General features: G+C 74.0%; 13 protein-coding genes and 1 pseudogene. 10 read left to right on the top strand and 4 right to left on the bottom strand.

The annotated features are described in order from the left end of the window. The 3 genes and pseudogenes from IE312_RS44300 to IE312_RS18605 all read right to left on the bottom strand — a co-directional run. Positions 1-221: pseudogene (locus tag IE312_RS44300) on the bottom strand (hypothetical protein); the annotation flags it as partial. Continuing rightward, positions 125-1084 carry a 2-phospho-L-lactate transferase gene (gene cofD, locus IE312_RS18610; RefSeq protein WP_189983201.1) on the bottom strand — a complete coding sequence of 320 codons (960 nt, stop codon included), beginning with the start codon at positions 1082-1084 and terminating at the stop codon, positions 125-127. The gene cofD and the pseudogene IE312_RS44300, both read right to left, overlap by 97 nt. A gap of 51 nt (positions 1085-1135) precedes the next feature. After that, a complete protein-coding gene (locus IE312_RS18605; protein ID WP_189983199.1) occupies positions 1136-1642 on the bottom strand; it encodes a cysteine dioxygenase in 507 nt (168 codons plus the stop codon). A 676-nt stretch (positions 1643-2318) separates the two neighbouring features. Here IE312_RS18605 and IE312_RS18600 point away from each other — a divergent pair. The 3 genes from IE312_RS18600 to IE312_RS18590 all read left to right on the top strand — a co-directional run bounded on the left by IE312_RS18600 (position 2319) and on the right by IE312_RS18590 (position 7976). Further along, complete coding sequence (locus IE312_RS18600) at positions 2319-2582, top strand: WhiB family transcriptional regulator (protein WP_003975777.1); 264 nt, start codon at positions 2319-2321, stop codon at positions 2580-2582. Between the two features lie 181 nt (positions 2583-2763). Beyond that, positions 2764-6444 carry a glycosyltransferase family 2 protein gene (locus IE312_RS18595; protein WP_229900072.1) on the top strand — a complete coding sequence of 1227 codons (3681 nt, stop codon included), beginning with the start codon at positions 2764-2766 and terminating at the stop codon, positions 6442-6444. After that, positions 6441-7976: a DUF5719 family protein gene (locus IE312_RS18590; protein WP_189983196.1), complete on the top strand. Its 1536-nt coding sequence runs from the start codon at positions 6441-6443 to the stop codon at positions 7974-7976. The genes IE312_RS18595 and IE312_RS18590 overlap by 4 nt, the downstream gene beginning before the upstream one ends. Before the next feature lie 17 nt (positions 7977-7993). On the opposite strand, the gene IE312_RS18585 is transcribed toward IE312_RS18590, so the two are convergent. Then, positions 7994-8449, bottom strand: a complete 456-nt coding sequence (locus tag IE312_RS18585; protein ID WP_189983548.1) for a metallopeptidase family protein — start codon at positions 8447-8449, stop codon at positions 7994-7996. Between the two features lie 280 nt (positions 8450-8729). Between IE312_RS18585 and IE312_RS18580 the strand changes: the two genes are divergently transcribed. The 7 genes from IE312_RS18580 to IE312_RS40755 all read left to right on the top strand — a co-directional run. Next, positions 8730-9155 (top strand): DUF3499 domain-containing protein, encoded by a 426-nt coding sequence (locus tag IE312_RS18580; RefSeq protein ID WP_189983194.1) that lies wholly within the window; start codon positions 8730-8732, stop codon positions 9153-9155. Positions 9156-9315: 160 nt separating this feature from the next. Beyond that, entirely contained in the window at positions 9316-10680 is a 1365-nt protein-coding gene (locus IE312_RS18575) for a phosphomannomutase/phosphoglucomutase (RefSeq protein ID WP_189983191.1), read from the top strand. Positions 10681-10758: 78 nt separating this feature from the next. Further along, positions 10759-10929 carry a Trm112 family protein gene (locus tag IE312_RS18570; protein WP_189983189.1) on the top strand — a complete coding sequence of 57 codons (171 nt, stop codon included), beginning with the start codon at positions 10759-10761 and terminating at the stop codon, positions 10927-10929. A 56-nt stretch (positions 10930-10985) separates the two neighbouring features. Beyond that, positions 10986-12113 (top strand): SIS domain-containing protein, encoded by a 1128-nt coding sequence (locus IE312_RS18565; RefSeq protein WP_189983187.1) that lies wholly within the window; start codon positions 10986-10988, stop codon positions 12111-12113. A gap of 135 nt (positions 12114-12248) precedes the next feature. Beyond that, a complete protein-coding gene (manA, locus tag IE312_RS18560) occupies positions 12249-13400 on the top strand; it encodes a mannose-6-phosphate isomerase, class I (RefSeq protein ID WP_189983185.1) in 1152 nt (383 codons plus the stop codon). 167 nt (positions 13401-13567) lie between these two features. After that, positions 13568-14548, top strand: a complete 981-nt coding sequence (locus IE312_RS18555) for a cation diffusion facilitator family transporter (RefSeq protein WP_189983183.1) — start codon at positions 13568-13570, stop codon at positions 14546-14548. Positions 14549-14988: 440 nt separating this feature from the next. Further along, the coding region (locus tag IE312_RS40755; RefSeq protein ID WP_229900070.1) for an adenosylhomocysteinase at positions 14989-15413 on the top strand (425 nt) is incomplete at its 3' end.

Below are 15413 nucleotides of genomic sequence, written 5' to 3'. Positions count from 1 at the left end.
AGGCCGGGCTCGGCCGCGGCGATCAGCTTGGCGACGTCGTCGCCCGGCCGCACCTCGGGGATGCCGGACAGGGCCCAGACCCGGTACCCGGGCCGCTCGGCCGGCCCGGCGGACGTCGTCGCGCTCACGCCCCCCGCACCTCCTCGGCGAGCGCGAGCGCCTCGCGCACCATCCGCGCGGTGGCCTCCACGTCGGTCATCATCAGCGGTACGGCCCGGCAGCGGATGCCGTCGGCCTCGATCCGCTCGACCGCGCCGGCGTCGACGGTGTCGACCAGCCAGCCGTCCAGCAGCCCGGAGCCGTAGTGCTCGGCGACCGCGGCGGCCGTGGACTCCACGCCGACCGCGGCGAGCACCTTGTCGGCCATGCCGCGCACCGGCGCGTCCCCGACGATCGGGGAGAGGCCGATCACCGGTACGCCCGCCTCGGCGATGGCCTCCCGGATGCCGGGCACGGCGAGGATGGTGCCGATGGACACGACCGGGTTGGACGGCGGGAAGAGGATGACGTCCGCCTCCGCGATGGCCTCCAGCACGCCCGGGGCCGGCTTCGCCTGCTCGGCGCCGACCGGGACGACCGCCTCGGCCGGGACCGAGGCGCGCAGCTTCACCCAGTACTCCTGGAAGTGGACCGCCTTGCGTTCGCCGTCCAGCTCGACGGCCACGTGCGTCTCGACGCGGTCGTCGGTCATCGGGATGAGGCGCACGCCCGGCTTCCAGCGGTCGCACAGCGCCTCGGTGACCGCGCTCAGCGGATAGCCGGCGCCCAGCATCTGCGTCCGCACGATGTGCGTGGCGAAGTCCCGGTCGCCCAGCCCGAACCACTCCGGGCCGACGCCGTAGGCCGCCAGTTCCTCCTTGAGGTGGAAGGTCTCGTCCGACCGCCCCCAGCCCTGCTCCTCGTTGATGCCGCCGCCGAGCGTGTACATCACCGTGTCGAGGTCCGGGCAGACCTTCAGCCCGAAGAGGTGGATGTCGTCGCCGGTGTTGCCGATGACGGTGATGTCCGCGTCCGGCACGGCCCGCTTCAGACCGCGCAGGAAACGGGCACCGCCGATGCCGCCTGCCAGAACCACAATGCGCATGGGGCAAGTCTTGCAGGCGGGTCCGACAACGCGTCAGGCAGTCGACACGCGTCAGGCAGTCAGCGCACCCGGCGCGGTCCGCGCGTCGCAGTGCGGGGAGGCGTGCATCGGCATCTCGGTCAGGCCGGGGTGGTACACGTGCAGGCTGACCGCCGGTTCCAGCGCGTCGTTGACGACCTCGTGGACGTACCCCGGCGCGAACACCCGCTGGGAACCCGCCGCCAGCGCGCGCGTGCCGCGCTCGGTGCGCTCGGTGAGGGTGCCCTCGAGGACGGTGAGCACGCCGGAGGAGGGACCGTGGTCGTGCCGCCCACTGCCCTGCCCGGGCACCCAGGACAGCAGCCACACCTCGTAGCCGGGGCCCGTGCGCAGCCGGTGGTACCAGCGGGTGGTGGCGTCGTACCGGACGAGGTGGGCCCACTGGGCGCGGTCGGCGGCGATCGCGCGGGCGAGTCCCACGAACTCGGCGACGGTGGCCGGGTGCTCGCGCGGCGGCTGCAGCAGGTGCGGGACCTCGAGGATGTCGCCGGCGATCTGGAGGTCGTTGTCGCTGTTCATCGGGTGCGCTGGTCCTCGGCGGAAGAGTGGGGGGCTGGTGCTGGGGTGACGCCTGCCGTCCGCCCGGGTCACGGACGGGCGGGGTGCCCTGGACGAGGGGTCACCGAGCGGAAGACGCGACCGGGCCGGGATGGGCTCGGGAACAGCCGGAGCGGGATCGCTCAACAGCTGGGACAGCAACAACAGCTGCAACGCGCGCGGGCAGCACCGAGGGACCCGGCGGTGCGGGTCGAGGTGAGTGCCAAGTTCGCGAGCATGCCCACTAGGACACCGGTTCACACCCGCACTGTCAACTCCGCGCCCGGTATGTGGGACATGGTTCACCTCATCCGGTCCAACTGCGCGGCGAAAGGTTTGCTCACCTGGAGGTCGGGACACATGGGGCACATCCGAGCGCTCGAGCCTCGCGGAACGCGATCGAACACGGGGACGTCCTTCTCCGTACAGAGTTCTGTACGGGGGTTCGGCCGCTCCCGTGGGCCCAGCTGCGTGTCAAGGTATATGGCGATTTGAACACTTTCCGCACGGCCTTGGTTCCGCAGAGTGAATAACGGGCCCAATAGCAGATCTCGGCTTGACTCGCCCGGAGCAGCACACTTGTAATTTCACTCGTGTCGTTCAGCCGCCATCGGTAACGGCTACGCACGGGGACGCGAAAGACGGACGAGGGGCGCACATGACCGAGCTGGTGCAGCAACTGCTGGTCGACGACGCGGACGAGGAACTCGGCTGGCAGGAGCGCGCGCTGTGCGCCCAGACCGACCCCGAGTCCTTCTTCCCCGAGAAGGGCGGCTCCACCAGAGAGGCCAAGAAGGTCTGCCTCGCCTGCGAGGTCCGTTCCGAGTGCCTCGAGTACGCCCTCGCCAACGACGAGCGCTTCGGTATCTGGGGCGGCCTGTCCGAGCGGGAACGCCGCCGCCTGAAGAAGGCCGCCGTGTGACCGCACCTACGGCCGAACACGTCACGAACGGCCCGTCGCCCATGGGTTGTCCACAGGCGGCGGGCCGTCGTCATGCCCAGCCGATAGTGTGGTCGCTCGTCCGAGACGCCCCGCTGTCCCCTCGCCCCCCGAGAAGACGCGGGCGTCCACCGCAGTCCATCGAACCGGGGCCCGTACCTCGATGTCCGTGCACAGCCATGAGGCCGCCCTGACCGGCGCCGCCACCGCTGGGTCCGACCCGACCCGCCCGCCCGAGTTCCCGCGTCATGTGGTGACCGCGGTCCTCGTCTCCCACGACGGCGCCCGCTGGCTGCCCGACGCGCTCGCCGGGCTGCTCGGCCAGGAGCGCCCCGTGCAGTACGCGGTGGCCGCCGACACCGGCAGCGCGGACGACTCCGCCCGGCTGCTCACCGACGCCCTCGGCGACGCCCGGGTGCTGCACCTGGCCCGCCGCACCGGCTTCGGCCAGGCCGTGGAGGAGGCGAGCCGCAACGCGCCCGTCCTCACCCCCGAGGACCTGCCGTACCTCAAGCGCCCCAGCGGCTGGGACCCCGTCAGCCGCACCTGGCGCGACGACGCCTACGACCTGCCCGAGCTGCCGCACGGCGAACCCGTCCACTGGCTGTGGCTGCTGCACGACGACAGCGCCCCCGAACCCGACGCCCTCGCCCAGCTGCTGCGGGTCGTCGACAACGAACTCGAACTGGGCCGCGACGACGTCGCGGTCGTCGGCCCCAAGCTGCGCGGCTGGTACGACCGCCGCCAACTGCTGGAGGTCGGCGTCTCCATCGCCAACTCCGGCCGCCGCTGGACCGGCCTGGACCGCCGCGAACAGGACCAGGGCCAGCACGACCACGTCCGCACCGTGCTGTCGGTGTCCACCGCCGGCATGCTCGTCCGCCGTGACGTCTTCGAACAGCTCGGCGGTTTCGACCGCCGGCTGCCCCTCATGCGCGACGACGTCGACCTGTGCTGGCGCGCCCACACCGCCGGCCACCGCGTCCTGATCGCCCCCGACGCGGTCGTCCGGCACGCCGAGGCCGCCTCCCGCGAGCGCCGCACGGTCGACTGCGCCGGCCGCACCACCGCCTCCCCGCACAAGGTCGACAAGGCCGGCGCCGTCTACACCCTGCTCGTCAACACCCGTACGGCCGCCCTGCCCTGGGTGCTGCTGCGGCTCGTCCTCGGCACCGTCCTGCGCACCCTCGCCTACCTCGTCGGCAAGGTGCCCGGCCAGGCCGTCGACGAGATCCGCGGCCTGCTGAGCACCCTGCTGCGGCCCGAACGGATCCTCGCCGCCCGGCGCAGCCGCGGCCCCGCCCGGATCGACAAGGGCGAACTGCGCCAGCTGTTCCCGCCGCCCGGCGCCACCGTCCGGGCCACCGTGGAGCAGATCGCGGGCAGTTTCACCAGCGGCAGCGACACCGACACCTCCTCCGCCGGCCGGCACGGCGGCGCCGTGGAGTCCGGACCCGGCGGCGACGACGCCGAGTTCCTGGAGGTCGAGCAGTTCGCCCGGCTCAAGCGCATCGCCCGCAGGCCCGGCCCCGTGCTCTTCCTCGCGCTGCTGGGCGTCTCCTTCGTCGCCTGCCGCGCCCTGCTCGGCGGCGGCGCCCTCGCCGGCGGCGTCCTGCTGCCCGCCCCGGCCGACGCCGGCGACCTGTGGTCCCGCTACCTGGACGCCTGGCACCCGGTGGGCGCCGGCGGCACCCCGTCCGCGCCGCCCTACCTGGCGATCGTCGCCACCCTCGCCACGATCCTGTTCGGCTCCACCGGCCTCGCCGTCACCGTCCTGCTGGTCTGCTCGGTCCCGCTCGCCGGGTGCACGGCCTACTTCGCCTCCCGGCCCCTGGTCACCTCCCGGCTGCTGCGCGCGTGGGCGGCGATCGCCTACGCCTTCCTGCCCGCCACCACCGGCGCCCTGGCCGGCGGCCGCGTCGGCACCGCCGTCCTCGCCGTGCTGCTGCCGCTCATCGCGCGCGCGGGCGTCGCCGCGAGCGGCCTGGCCCACCGCACGGGCGCGCGCGGCAGCTGGCGCGCCACCTGGGCGTACGCGCTGCTGCTGACCGTCACCACCGCCTTCACCCCGGTCGTCTGGCCGATCGCGCTGATCTGCGGCCTGGGCGTGCTGGTGCTGCGCCGCCGCGACCTCGTCGCCCACGGCCTGCGCTTCCTCGCCCAGCTCGGCACCCCGCTGCTGGTCCTGGCCCCCTGGTCGCTGACGCTGCTGCCGACCGGCTTCTTCCGCGAGGCCGGCCTGGAGTACGGCACCTCGGCCGCCTCCGCGCTCGACCTGCTCGGCGCCACTCCCGGCGGCCCCGGCACCGCGGACGGCCTGCTGCTCATCGGCATCGTGCTCGCCGCCCTCGCCGCCCTGCTGCGCTCCGAGCGGCAGCTCGGCATCCGCACCGCGTGGGCCGTCGCCCTGGTCGGCCTCGTCCTCGCGGTCCTGTCCAACAAGTCCGCCTGGGCCGGACCGGCCACCCTCGTCTACGGCATCGCCCTGCTGGCCGCCGCCGCCCTGGGTGCCGACGGCGCCCGCGCGCGCGTGGCCGAGCAGAGCTTCGGCTGGCGCCAGCCCGTCGCCGCCCTGATCGCGTTCGCCTCGGCCGCCGGCCCGCTGCTCGTCGCCGCCGGCTGGATGATCGGCGGCGCCGACGGCCCCCTGGAGCGCCGTGACCCCGCCCAGGTGCCCGCGTTCGTCGCCGAGGACTCCTCGGGCGGCGACCAGGCGCGGACCCTGGTCCTCGACAGCGACTCCGCCGCCCGCGTGCGCTACACCCTGGTCCGCGGCTCCGGCGCCCGCATGGGCGACGCCGAGATCGCCGCCGCCGACGGCGAGAACGCCCGCCTGGACAAGATCGTCGCCAATCTCGTCGCCGGCTCCGGCGCCGACCAGGCCGACGAGCTGGGCGGCTTCGCCGTGCGCTACGTCCTCGTCCACAAGGGCGCCCCCCGCGAGATCACCCGCATTCTCGACGCCACCCCCGGTCTGTCCCGGCTCAGCCGCCAGCAGGGCAACGCCCTGTGGCGCGTCGGCCAGGACGTCGCCCGCGCGGCCATCGTGCCCGCCTCCGGACCCGGCAAGGCCCTGCCGGTCACCGCGGGGCCGGTCGAGATCCACACGACGGTCCCCGCCGGCTCCGCCGGCCGTGTCCTGCGCCTCGCCGACAGCGCCGCCGACGGCTGGACGGCCACCCTCGACGGCAAGCCGCTCACCCGCACCACCGTCGACGGCTGGGCCCAGGGCTTCCGGCTCCCCGCCTCCGGAGGCAGGCTGGACGTCACCTACGACGCCCCGATCGCCCACACCGCCTGGCTCTGGGCGCAGGGCGCGCTCGCGGTCGTCCTCGTCGTCCTCGCTCTGCCCGGCCGCCGCCGCGACGTCGACGACGACCTGCCCGAGGAGCAGCCCCTGCCCGCCCAGGCCACCGCCGGCGAGGGCCGCCGTGCCCGCCGCCTGCGCGCCCAGGCCGAGGAGGCCGCCGCCGAGGGCACCTCCGCCGGGGAACCCCCCGCCGCGCCCGCGCAGCCCGAGCAGCCGCCGGCCGCCGTACCGCAGCAGCAGTCGTATGACGAGTGGACCACGTACGGGAACACCGGACACGCCGGTTACGACACGGACCCGTACCGGACCGCGACGGGCTACGACCCGCAGGCCTACCAGCAGCCCGACCCCTACCAGACGGCGCCCTACGACCCGTACGCGTACCACGGCACCGACGACCAGATGCCGTACGACCCGGCGGCCTACCAGCAGCAGGGGTACGACCCGGCGTACGACCCCGCCCGGCAGGGTCACGACCAGGACCAGCACCCCCACGGCACCGGCAGCCAGCGCCCCGACGGGAGCCAGCAGTGAAGCGCACCACCCTGTCCCTGATCGCCGGTACGACCGCGCTGGCCGCCGTCACCGCGTTCGCCGCGTTCGACACGCCGTCCGCGTCCGGCGCCGCCGCGCCCGGCTCGGCCGCCCAGCTGCCCGTGGAGCGCACCGGCCTGCTGTGCCCCGCGCCGAGCATGTCGGACATCGCCGACACGGCCTACACGTCGTTCACGCCCGTCACCAAGGGCGCCGCCGGCGGCGGCGCGGCCCGGTTGCGGGCGGCCACCGGACAGTCGGCGGACGGCACGGAAGGCGGCGAGGGAGGAAAGGGCGGCAAGAGCGGCAAGGCCGGCCAGGGCGCCGGGAAGAAGGCCGGTGAGCCGGTGCTCACCCCGAAGGCGCCGGGCACGCCGGCCACGGGGGAGACCTCCGGCGCCGACACGCCCGCGCTGATCGGCACGGCGGACGGCGGGTTCGCGCCTGGCTGGACCGTCCAGGAGACCACCGAGGTCGTCGCCGGCACCGGCCGGGGCCTGCTGGGCGTCAATTGCACCGGCGCCGACACCGAGTTCTGGTTCCCCGGCGCCGCCACGGCCACCGGCCGCACCGACTACGTCCATCTGACCAACCCGGACGACTCCGCCGCCGTGGTCGACATCGAGCTGTACGGCAAGGACGGCGCGATCAAGTCCCCGCTGGGCGAGAACCTCACGGTCAAGCCGCACGCGAGCGAGCCGGTCCTGCTCCCCACGCTCACCGACGAGCGGCAGGACGACCTGACCGTGCACGTCAGCGTGCGCAGCGGCCGGGTCGGCGCGGCCGTGCAGGCCCTGGACGACAAGGCGGGCGGCGACTGGCTGGCCGCCGCCGCGGACCCGTCCGGCAGCCTGGTCCTGCCCGGCATCCCGAAGGACGCCACCGACGTCCGGCTGATCGCGTTCGCCCCCGGCGACGACGACGCCGACCTGAAGATCCGCCTGGCCTCGCCCGACGGCCTGATCACCCCGGCCGGGCACGAGACGGCGCACGTCAAGTCCGGCATGACGACGGCGGTCGACCTCGGTGACGTCACCCGGGGCGAGGCCGGCTCCCTCGTCCTCACCCCCAGCGACCAGGCGGTCCCGGTCGTGGCGGCCCTCCAGGTCGTCCGGGGCAAGGGCGACAAGCGGGAAACGGCGTTCATCCCGGCCACCGCTCCCGTCGGCGCCCGCGCGACCTCCGCCGACAACAGCGCCAAGGGCACGACGCTCGCCCTGACCGCCCCCGGCGGCACGGCCACGGTCAAGGTCACCGCCTCCGCCGGCAGCGAGGGCGGCACCCCGGTGACCAAGACGTTCACGATCAAGTCCGGCACCACCCAGGACGTCGGCGCCCCGGCCCCGGCCGGCCTGAAGGGCACGTACGCCCTCACGGTCGAACCGGTCTCCGGCGGCCCCGTCTACGCCTCCCGCACCCTCGCCGCCACCGAGGGGGGCGTCCCCGCCTTCACCGTCCAGACCCTCCCGGACGACCACGGAACGGTCGCGGTGCCCCGGACGGAGCAGGACCTGTCGGTCCTGCAGAAGTAGGCGCCCGGGGAGGGCGTCTAGTCCTCCCCGTACCGGGGATCCACCGTCTCCGGCGTCAGCCCGAGCAGCTCCGCCACCTGCTCCACCACCACTTCGTGCACCAGTGCGGCCCGCTCGTCGCGCCCCTTGGTGCGGATCTCCACCGGCCGCCGGTACACGACGACCCGGGCCCGCCGCCCGTCCTGCGCGGGAGCGGTCCCGCCGAGCGGCACGGCGTCGTCCCCCCACGTCAGCTGATCCCCCTGCCCCTCGGGCCGGGGCACCTCCAGCACCAGGAAGTCGATGTCGGCCAGCTGCGGCCAGCGCCGCTCGAGACGCTCCACGGAGTCCTGCACCAGGTCCGCGAACACCTCGGCACGGCTCGCGGCCAGCGGCACCTGCGGCGGGGCGATCGGCCCCCGCATGCCCCGTCCGTGGCGGTCGCGACGACGGGGCCCAGGGCCGGCGGCACGGGGCGGTACACGGTTGTCCATCACTGACGAAGCGTAGTCCCCGTGTCCTCCGCACGTGCGTTTCCACGCGGCAACCGGCCCCCGGGCCCCCTGGCGCGGGCTGACCATTCCAGCCAAGGTCTGGCTCGTTTCCGTAGCTCTCCGAGACCGCCGGCTCAAGCCAATTGACGTTGTTTGTACCGACTCATGACCGGACACCGCCCCGCCCGACACCCGTCGGCAACCCGTCGATGCAGGTCAACAGGCCCTGTGCGCAGGGGTATGTGGGGCGTCTCACAGCACGACACGGTGGAGTGACCTGGTGGAGAGTCGTCGCGGCCCGCTCAAGAGTGCGGTACCGTCCAACATCGTGAGCCCTGTACGTCGCTGTTCGCGCACCGCCTGCGGCCGACCCGCCGTCGCGACGCTGACGTACGTCTACGCCGACTCGACCGCGGTCCTCGGCCCGCTCGCCACCTACGCCGAACCCCACTGCTACGACCTGTGCGCCGAGCACTCCGAGCGCCTCACCGCCCCGCGCGGCTGGGAGGTCGTACGCCTCCTGGACGCCTCCGCGCCCGCACGGCCCAGCGGGGACGATCTGGAAGCGCTTGCCAACGCCGTGCGCGAAGCGGCCCGCCCCCAGGAGCGCGCCGCCGAGGCGGGCGGTGGCGGCCCCCGCGGCGCGGACCCCATGGAGGTCGCCCGCCGCGGCCACCTGAGGGTGCTGCGCTCCCCGGACAACTGAGCGCCCCGCCCGGCCGCCGACCCCCGCAAGGGTGACGGTCCCCGTCCGTCCGGGCGTCACCGGCGGGGGTCCGCCAGGGGCCAACCCGGTGTCCGCACACCGCTCCCTTACCCCCGACGGGTAGTTTGTGGGCACCCATAGGACTTCAGGAGGGTTGGCCGTGACTGCTGATCTGTCGCAGATCGTGAAGGCGTACGACGTACGCGGAGTGGTCCCGGACCAGTGGGACGAGGCACTGGCCGGACTCTTCGGCGCCGCCTTCGCGGAGGTGACGGGAGCGACGGCCGTCGTCGTCGGCCACGACATGCGGCCCTCGTCCCCCGGCCTGTCCCGTGCCTTCGCGCGCGGCGCGGCGGACCGTGGCGCCGACGTCACCGAGATCGGCCTGTGCTCCACCGACCAGCTGTACTACGCCTCCGGCGCGCTGAACCTCCCGGGCGCCATGTTCACGGCCTCCCACAACCCGGCCCGGTACAACGGCATCAAGCTGTGCCGCGCGGGTGCCGCCCCCGTCGGCCAGGACACCGGCCTCACGCAGATCCGCGAGCTGGCCGAGCGCTGGCTGGCCGAGGGCGCCCCGCGGCCCGTGGACCGGCCGGGAACCCTCTCCTCGCGCGAGACGCTGGAGGACTACGCGGCGCACCTGCGCTCCCTCGTCGATCTGACCTCCATCCGGCCCCTGAAGGTCGTGGTCGACGCCGGCAACGGCATGGGCGGCCACACGGTCCCCCCGGTCTTCGCCGGCCTGCCCCTGACCCTCGTCCCGATGTACTTCGAACTGGACGGCACCTTCCCCAACCACGAGGCCAACCCGCTCGACCCGGCCAACCTCGTGGACCTGCAGAAGCGGGTCCCGGCGGAGGGCGCCGACCTCGGCATCGCCTTCGACGGCGACGCCGACCGCTGCTTCGTCGTCGACGAGAACGGCGACCCGGTCTCCCCGTCCGCGATCACCGCCCTGGTCGCCGCCCGCGAGCTGGCCCGCAACGGCGGCGAGGGCACGGTCATCCACAACCTGATCACGTCCCGCACGGTCCCGGAGGTCGTCCGGGAGAACGGCGGCACCCCGGTCCGCACCCGCGTCGGCCACTCCTTCATCAAGGCCGAGATGGCCCGCAGCGGCGCCATCTTCGGCGGCGAACACTCCGCCCACTACTACTTCAAGGACTTCTGGAACGCCGACACGGGCATGCTGGCCGCCCTGCACGTCCTCGCCGCCCTCGGCGGCCAGGAGGCCCCGCTGTCCGCCCTGGTCGCCCAGTACGACCGCTACACCGGCTCCGGCGAGATCAACTCCACCGTCGCCGACCAGACCGCCCGCCTCGCCGCGATCCGCGCCGCGTACGAGGGCCGAGCCGACGTCACCCTGGACGACCTCGACGGCCTCACGGTCGCCGGGCCCGACTGGTGGTTCAACGTCCGCCCGTCCAACACCGAGCCGCTCCTGCGCCTCAACGCCGAGGCCGCCGACGAGGCCACCATGACGAAGATCCGCGACGAGGCACTGGCGATCATCAGGGGCTGAGCCGCCGGCCCATCGGCGGTAACCTGACCAGGCATATCCACGTCCATCACCCACCCCCGCCCCCCGAAGGGACACCCCATGGCGCTCGAAGCCGGCCTCCTGGAGATCCTCGCCTGCCCGGCCTGCCACGCCCCCCTGAAGGAGCAGGACACCGAGCTGATCTGCACGGGACAGGACTGCGGCCTCGCCTACCCGGTCCGCGACGGCATCCCCGTCCTGCTGGTCGACGAGGCCCGCCGCCCCGAGTGACGAGGCCCCGCAGCTCGTAGGACCCCAGGATCCCCGGCGACCGGAGGCTGCCGCCCATGCTGGACGAATCGCTGCTCGACACCCCGGAGGGCCTCGCCGAGGCCGACCGCCGCGGTCTGCTGCGCGGCGCGGCGGAGGCGGGCGCCCGCGTCCGCACCGCCGCCCGGCACGCCGCCGAGGCCGGCGTGGACCGGCTCAAGCCGGACGGCCGCCCCCGCGCGGTCCTCATCGCCGGCCCCGGCGCCGCCGCCACCCACACCGCCGACCTCCTCGGCACGCTCGCCGGCCCCGGCAGCCCCGTGGTCCGGCTGGCCCCCGCCGGCGTCGCCCCGGCCGCGGGCGCCCTGCGCTGGGAGCTGCCGGGCTGGGCCGGCTCCGTGGACCTGCTGCTGATCGCCACCCCGGACGGCAGCGAACCCAGCCTCTCCCTCCTCGCCGACCAGGCCTACCGCCGCGGCTGCTCGGTCGTCGCCGTGGCCCCGCCGCACACTCCGCTCGCCGAGGCCGTCGCCGGCGCGCACGGCCTCTTCGTCCCGATGGCGACGGCACCGTACGACCAGGAGGAACCGCTCGCCGCGTCCTCCCCGGGCGTCTTCTGGGCGCTGCTGACCCCGCTGCTGGCGCTGCTGGACCGGATCGGCCTGATCGCCGCGGCACCGGACGCCCTGGAGAAGGTCGCCGACCGCCTGGACCACATCGCCGAACGCTGCGGCCCCGCCATCGCGACCTACAGCAACCCCGCCAAGACCCTCGCCGCCGAACTGGCCGACGCCCTGCCCGTGGTGTGGACCGAGGGCGCGCCGGCCGGTCCGGCGGGCCGCCGGTTCGCCGCCGCCCTCGCCGAACTCGCCGGCCGTCCCGCCCTGGTCGCCGAACTGCCCGAGGCGCTCGCCGCGCACAGCGCCCTGCTGGCCGGCCCCCTCGCCGCCAGCGCCGACCCGGACGACTTCTTCCGCGACCGGGTGGAGGAGGCGCCCGCGCTGCACGCGCGCGTGGTGCTGCTGCGCGACCGCCCGATCAGCGGCCTCACCGCCGCCCCCGCCGCCCGCGACGTGGCCCTCAGCCACGACACGCCGGTCAGCGAACTCGAACCGGAGGAGGGCGGCGAACTGGAGACCCTCGCGGAGCTGATTGCCGTCACGGATTTCGCCGCCGTTTACCTGGCGCTCGCTTCGAGGGCCTGACCTGGCTCCTGGCCGACCGCCCGCGCCCGCCGACGGCACCACAGCCGCCCCGGTACCGCGCGACGTCCCGGCTGCGGCGTGAGAAGCAGTGACAGGACCGGCGAAGCAGCGCACGTACGGAGACAGAGAAGACACATGGACCGCCTCGACAACACCGTCCGCCCCTACGCCTGGGGCTCTCCCACCGCCATCCCGCACCTCCTCGGCACCGAGCCGACCGGCGAACCCCAGGCGGAGATGTGGATGGGCGCACACCCCGGCGCCCCCTCGCGCACCGCGCGCGGGACCCTCGCCGAGGTCATCGAGGCCGACCCGGAGCGGGAACTCGGCGCCCGCGCGGTCGCCAGGTTCGGTCCGCGCCTGCCGTTCCTGTTCAAGATCCTCGCCGCCGGCGCGCCCCTGTCCCTCCAGGTCCACCCCGACCTGAAGCAGGCCGAGGAGGGGTACGCCGAGGAGGAGCGGCAAGGCATCCCGGTCGACGCCCCGCACCGCAACTACAAGGACGCCAACCACAAGCCCGAACTGGTCTGCGCGCTCACCGAGTTCGACGGCCTGTGCGGCTTCCGCGACCCCGCCGCGGCCGCGAGCCTGCTCGACGGGCTCGGCGTCGACTCCCTCAAGCCGTACGCCGACCTGCTGCACGCCCGCCCCCAGGAGGCGGCCCTGCGCGAGGTCCTCACCGCGATCCTCAGCGCCGACCCGGCGGAGATGGCGCACACGGTCGCCGAGGCCACCGCCGCCTGCACCCGCCTCGGCGGCGCCTACGCCCCTTACGCCGGCATCGCCCACCACTACCCCGGCGACCCCGGCGTCATCGCGGCCATGCTGCTCAACCACGTCCGCCTGCAGCCCGGCGAGGCCCTGTACCTCGGCGCCGGCATCCCGCACGCCTACCTGAGCGGCCTCGGCGTCGAGATCATGGCCAACTCCGACAACGTCCTGCGCTGCGGCCTGACCCCGAAGCACGTCGACGTCCCCGAACTCCTGCGGATCGTCCGCTTCGAGCCGGCCGACCCGGACGTCCTGCGCCCCGAGGCCTCCCCGGAGGGCGAGGAGGTCTACGAGACGCCGACCGAGGAGTTCCGGCTCTCCCGGTACGTCCTTGCCGAGGGCGGCGCCGCCCACGACCTCACCCGCGACACCCCGCAGATCCTCCTGTGCACGGCCGGCACCGTGCGCGCGGGCGACCACGAGCTGCGCCCCGGCCAGTCGGTCTTCGTCCCGGCCGGCGAGCGGGCCGGGATCTCGGGCGCGGGCACGCTGTTCCGCGCCACGGTGATCGTATGACCAGGGCCGTGGACGACCCGCGGATCATATGACCGGGGTGGTGGATACCTGACGCGGCGCCGCCCGGCCGGGCTGCAAGAATGACCCACCGGCAAAGGCCGGGCAAAAGCGGGCACCCGCCTGGACGGAGCCATGAGGCGACAGAGGCGAAGGGACAAGGCGGACACATGAGCGCGTCAGGCGGTACCAGGGCGATCGTGGCGGCACTCGGCGCCAATCTCGCGATCGCGGCATCGAAGTTCGTGGCGTTCGCGTTCAGCGGGTCCTCCTCGATGCTCGCCGAGGGCGTCCACTCGCTCGCCGACTCCGGCAACCAGTTCCTGCTGCTCGTCGGCGGCAAGAGGGCGCAGCGCGAGGCCACCCCGCAGCACCCGTTCGGCTACGGCCGCGAACGGTTCATCTACGCCTTCCTCGTCTCGATCGTGCTGTTCTCCGTCGGCGGCATGTTCGCGATCTACGAGGGCTACGAGAAGATCCGCCACCCGCACCAACTGGAGCACTGGTACTGGCCGGTCGGCGTCCTCGTCTTCGCGATCATCGCCGAGGGCTTCTCGTTCCGGACGGCCATCAAGGAGTCCAACGAACTGCGCGGCAAGCTGTCCTGGGCCCAGTTCATCCGCCGCGCCAAGGCGCCCGAGCTGCCCGTGGTCCTGCTGGAGGACTTCGGCGCGCTGATCGGCCTGGCCCTCGCCCTCGGCGGCGTCGGCCTGGCCCTGCTCACCGGCGACGGCGTCTGGGACGGCATCGGCACCGTCTGCATCGGCGTCCTGCTCGTCCTGATCGCCCTGGTCCTGGCCGCCGAGACCAAGTCGCTGCTGCTCGGCGAGGCCGCCGGCCTCGAGGACGTCAAGAAGATCGAGGCCGCCGTCGTGGACGGCCGCACGGTCACCGGCATCATCCACATGCGTACGCTGCACCTCGGCCCCGAGGAGCTGCTGATCGCTGCCAAGATCGCCGTTCAGCACGACGACACGGCCGCCGAGGTCGCGAGCGCCATCAACGCGGCCGAGGCCCGCATCCGCGCCGCCGTCCCCATCGCCCGCGTCATCTACCTGGAGCCGGACATCTACAGCGAGGCCGAGGCCGCCGCGGGCCCCGACCCGAAGGCGACCCCGGGCGGCCCGACCCCGCACCCCGCCGGGCACTGACCGGCACCGCTCCCGGGATGTCATCCCGGACACCCCGCGAACGGAACCGGAACCCCCGGTCCCCGCTTCCCGCTCCACCCTGCTCCCGCCCCGAACACGCGAAAGCTGCTGCTCAGACCTGCCCTCCGGCATCGGCACCACGGTCGAGGCGACACCGAGGACGGGTGGGGGTGCGGGTGATGGTGCGGGGAAAACGAGCCCGCCCATGTCCGGACGGGCTGGGGCCGACCGGGCCGTCCGGTGTAGCTTGGGACGGAGCCAGACGTCGCTGCTGATGGCGGTCGGGCGGTCCCAGCGGACCGACCGAGGGAGAGAGGGCCTCCGACGGACTGCGCTGCGCGTACGTGGGCATGTCCGTGTCCTCTTTCGGGCACCCCTGTGTCCGCCGCCGCGCAGACCAGCCGTACCCACCTCGCCCCAACCCCGAGGAGCAGCTCGCAATGACGACTGTCGAGAACCGACAGGACTTCAAGGTCGCCGACCTCTCGCTGGCCGAGTTCGGCCGCAAGGAGATCACCCTCGCCGAGCACGAGATGCCCGGCCTGATGGCGCTCCGCGCGGAGTACGCCGAGGCCCAGCCTCTCGCCGGCGCCCGCATCACCGGCTCGCTGCACATGACCGTGCAGACCGCCGTGCTCATCGAGACCCTGGTCGCCCTCGGCGCGCAGGTCCGCTGGGCCTCCTGCAACATCTTCTCCACCCAGGACCACGCGGCCGCCGCCATCGCCGTCGGCCCGAACGGCACGCCCGACAACCCCCAGGGCATCCCGGTCTTCGCCTGGAAGGGCGAGACCCTGGAGGAGTACTGGTGGTGCACCGAGCAGGCGCTGACCTGGCCGGACGCCGCCACCGGCGGCCCGAACAT

Source organism: Streptomyces capoamus, from assembly GCF_014654935.1.
Taxonomy (GTDB): domain Bacteria; phylum Actinomycetota; class Actinomycetes; order Streptomycetales; family Streptomycetaceae; genus Streptomyces; species Streptomyces capoamus.
Note: the sequence above shows the minus strand (reverse complement) of the source record. Positions and strands in the feature narration are given on the sequence as shown.